The sequence below is a fragment of the Frankia sp. CcWB3 genome (assembly GCF_977927595.1).
In genome coordinates this window covers 1-2,901 of record NZ_CDWRCK010000380.1, presented here as the reverse complement: position 1 = coordinate 2,901, position 2,901 = coordinate 1, and the positions used below count along the sequence as shown (strand labels likewise).

Below are 2,901 nucleotides of genomic sequence, written 5' to 3'. Positions count from 1 at the left end.
GGCTCCAGCACAGCCCACCGCTCGTTCGTCAGGTCACCCCGCACCACACAACGGATCATGCAATCCGAAAATCACCATCAGATCCACGGCCAGCCTCGGGACATACTTCCCAAACAGGCCCTACCGCCCCGGCCGACACCGAGAAGCTGGTAGTAGTCCCGGGCCACGGCCGGTCACTCCGCAGGCCCGCCGGCGCCGCCCGGGTCCGGGCCGGTCTCGCCTGGTTGCCGGGCGCCGCCGGGCGGTTCGCTGGGTTTGCTGGATGGCTCGCCGGGAGGGCGGCTGACGGCGACCCCGGCGGGGCGCAGCTGCCGTCCGGTATCGCCGTAGCCGGGACGGATCACGGCCACCACCGTGCCGACTGGGACGTTCGGTTTCTCGACGGCGGTCAGCGCCTCGTGCCGGGTCGGGTCGAACGGCACCCCGACCTCGTCGTGGCGTGGGTAGCCGAGCCGGGCCAGCACGTCCACGGCCTGGTCCCGGACCGTCCGGACACCCGCCACGAGCGAGGCGGGGTCGGCGTCGGCGTGGGTGAGCGCGAGGTCGAGGTGGTCGAGGACCGGCAGCCAGGCGGCGGCCGCGTGGGCCCGTTCGGCGGCCCGATCCCGCTCCAGCTCCCGGACGGTCCGTTTACGCAGGTTGTCCAGGTCGGCGGCGGCCCGCCGCCACCGGTCGGTCAGCTCGTCCACCTGAGCGGCGAGCGCCACACTGTCCAGGACCGCCTCGGTCGGGAGGTCGTCCGCGCCGACGGGGCCGGCGCGGGCGGTGGCCTCTGCGCTACTCCGGTCCACGGTCCGGTCGGTGGTCTGGTCGGTACGGGGGCCGGCGGCGTGGCCGGTCCGGTCTGGGCGCTGTTCGTGCGGCATGTCGTTCGCCATCATCGGTCGGTCTCGGTCGGCATGGGTTCAGCCCCGGTCGAACTCGGCGTCTATCACGTCGTCGTCGCCGGGGGTGCCGCCGCCGGGGGTGCTGCCGCCGGGTGGTGGCTGTGGGCCGCCCGGGCCGCCCGGTGCGGTGTCGGCCGGGCTGCCGCCGGTTCCCTCGGTGGGGCCGGCCTGGCCGGTGCGGGCGGCGGCCAGGCCGTGGTAGATCTGTTGGAGATCCGAGGTCAGGGCGCGGGCCCGGTCCACCGGCGCCTCCTCGTTGATGGCCTGGCGGGCGTCGGTGACCAGTAGGTCGGCGCGGGCCTTCTCGTGTGGCGGGGCGGCGTCACCGAGTTCGGCCAGCAGCCGTTCGACGCGGTAGGCGACCGAGTCCAGCTCGTTGCGGGCGTCGATCGCGGAGCGTAGCGCCTTGTCGGCGGTGCGGTTACGCTCCGCCTCGGTGATCATCCGTTCGACCTCTTCCTTGGGGAGGTTGGAGGTTTCACTGATCGTGATCGACTGCTGGGCTCCGGTGTCCTTGTCGCGGACGGTGACGTTGAGGATGCCGTTGGCGTCGATGTCGAAGGTGACCTCGATCTGCGGTTCGCCGCGGGGCGCCGGGCGGATGTTTTCCACGCGGAAGCGGCCGAGTACCCGGTTGTCGGCGGCGCGTTCGCGTTCGCCCTGCAGTACCACGATGTCCACTGCCGGCTGGTTGTCCTCCGCGGTGGAGAACACCTCGGAGCGTCGTACCGGGATCGTGGTGTTGCGTTCGACGATTTTTGTCATCAGGCCGCCGCGGGTCTCCACCCCGAGGGAGAGCGGGGTGACGTCGAGCAGGAGCACGTCGGAGATCTCGCCCTTGAGCACCCCGGCCTGGATCGCCGCGCCCAGTGCGACGACCTCGTCGGGGTTGACGCTCATGTTCGGTTCCTTGCCGCCGGTCAGCCGCCGGACCAGTGCCTGCACCGCGGGCATCCGGGTGGCGCCGCCGACGAGGATCACCTCGTCGAGGTCGTCGGCGCTGACCTTGGCGTCCTCCATCGCCTGGCGGACCGGTCCCATGGTCCGTTCGACCAGGTCGGCGGTGATCTGTTCGAAGGTGGAGCGCATGACCGTGGTGGTCAGGTGCCGCGGCCCGGTGGCGTCGGCGGTGATGAACGGCAGGTTCACCTGGGTCTGGGTGACCGAGCTCAGTTCGACCTTGGCCTTCTCCGCGGCCTCGAACAGCCGTTGCAGCGCCTGGGGGTCCCGGCGCAGGTCGACGCCCTGTTCCCGGTGGAACCCGTCGGCGAGGTAGTCGACCAGCCGGCGGTCGAAGTCGTCCCCGCCCAGGTGGCTGTCCCCGGCCGTGGCCCGGACCTCGACCACCCCGTCGCCGACGTCGAGGATGCTCACGTCGAACGTGCCGCCGCCGAGATCGAAGACCAGGACGGTCTCGTGGCCCTTCTTGTCTAGCCCGTACGCCAACGCGGCCGCGGTCGGCTCGTTGATGATCCGCAGCACGGAGAGCCCGGCGATCCGGCCGGCGTCCTTCGTCGCGGTGCGCTGCGCGTCGTTGAAGTAGGCCGGCACCGTGATGACCGCTTCGGTGACCTTCTCGCCCAGGTTCCGCCCGGCGTCGTCGGCCAGCTTGCGCAGCACCAGCGCGCTGATCTCCTCCGGCGCGTAGAGCTTGTTCCGGATCTTGAACCGGGCGGCGCCCTCCGGGCCTGCGACGACGTCGAAGGCGACCGCTTTGGCCTCCTCGGTCACCTCGTCATAGCGGCGGCCGATGAACCGCTTGGCCGAGTAGATCGTGCCCTTCGGGTTCAGGATCGCCTGCCGTCGCGCCAGCTGCCCGACCAGGCGTTCACCGCTCTCGGTGAACGCCACCACCGACGGTGTCGTCCGCGCACCCTCCGCGTTCGGGATGACCCTCGGCTCGCCACCCTCCCAGGCGGCGATCACCGAATTGGTCGTCCCCAGATCAATGCCGACTGTCTTCGCCATCGAATGCTCCTCCAGAAGCGAACCTCACACATATGGGGACGTAATG

1 protein-coding gene and 1 pseudogene are annotated in these 2,901 nt (G+C 70.9%); both read right to left on the bottom strand.

The features are described from left to right. Positions 1-269: 269 nt before the first annotated feature. Positions 270-791 (bottom strand): annotated as a pseudogene (locus ACY5KJ_RS19390) (nucleotide exchange factor GrpE); the annotation flags it as partial. A 114-nt stretch (positions 792-905) separates the two neighbouring features. After that, complete coding sequence (dnaK, locus tag ACY5KJ_RS19385) at positions 906-2,855, bottom strand: molecular chaperone DnaK (protein WP_462189000.1); 1,950 nt, start codon at positions 2,853-2,855, stop codon at positions 906-908. Positions 2,856-2,901 lie beyond the last annotated feature (46 nt).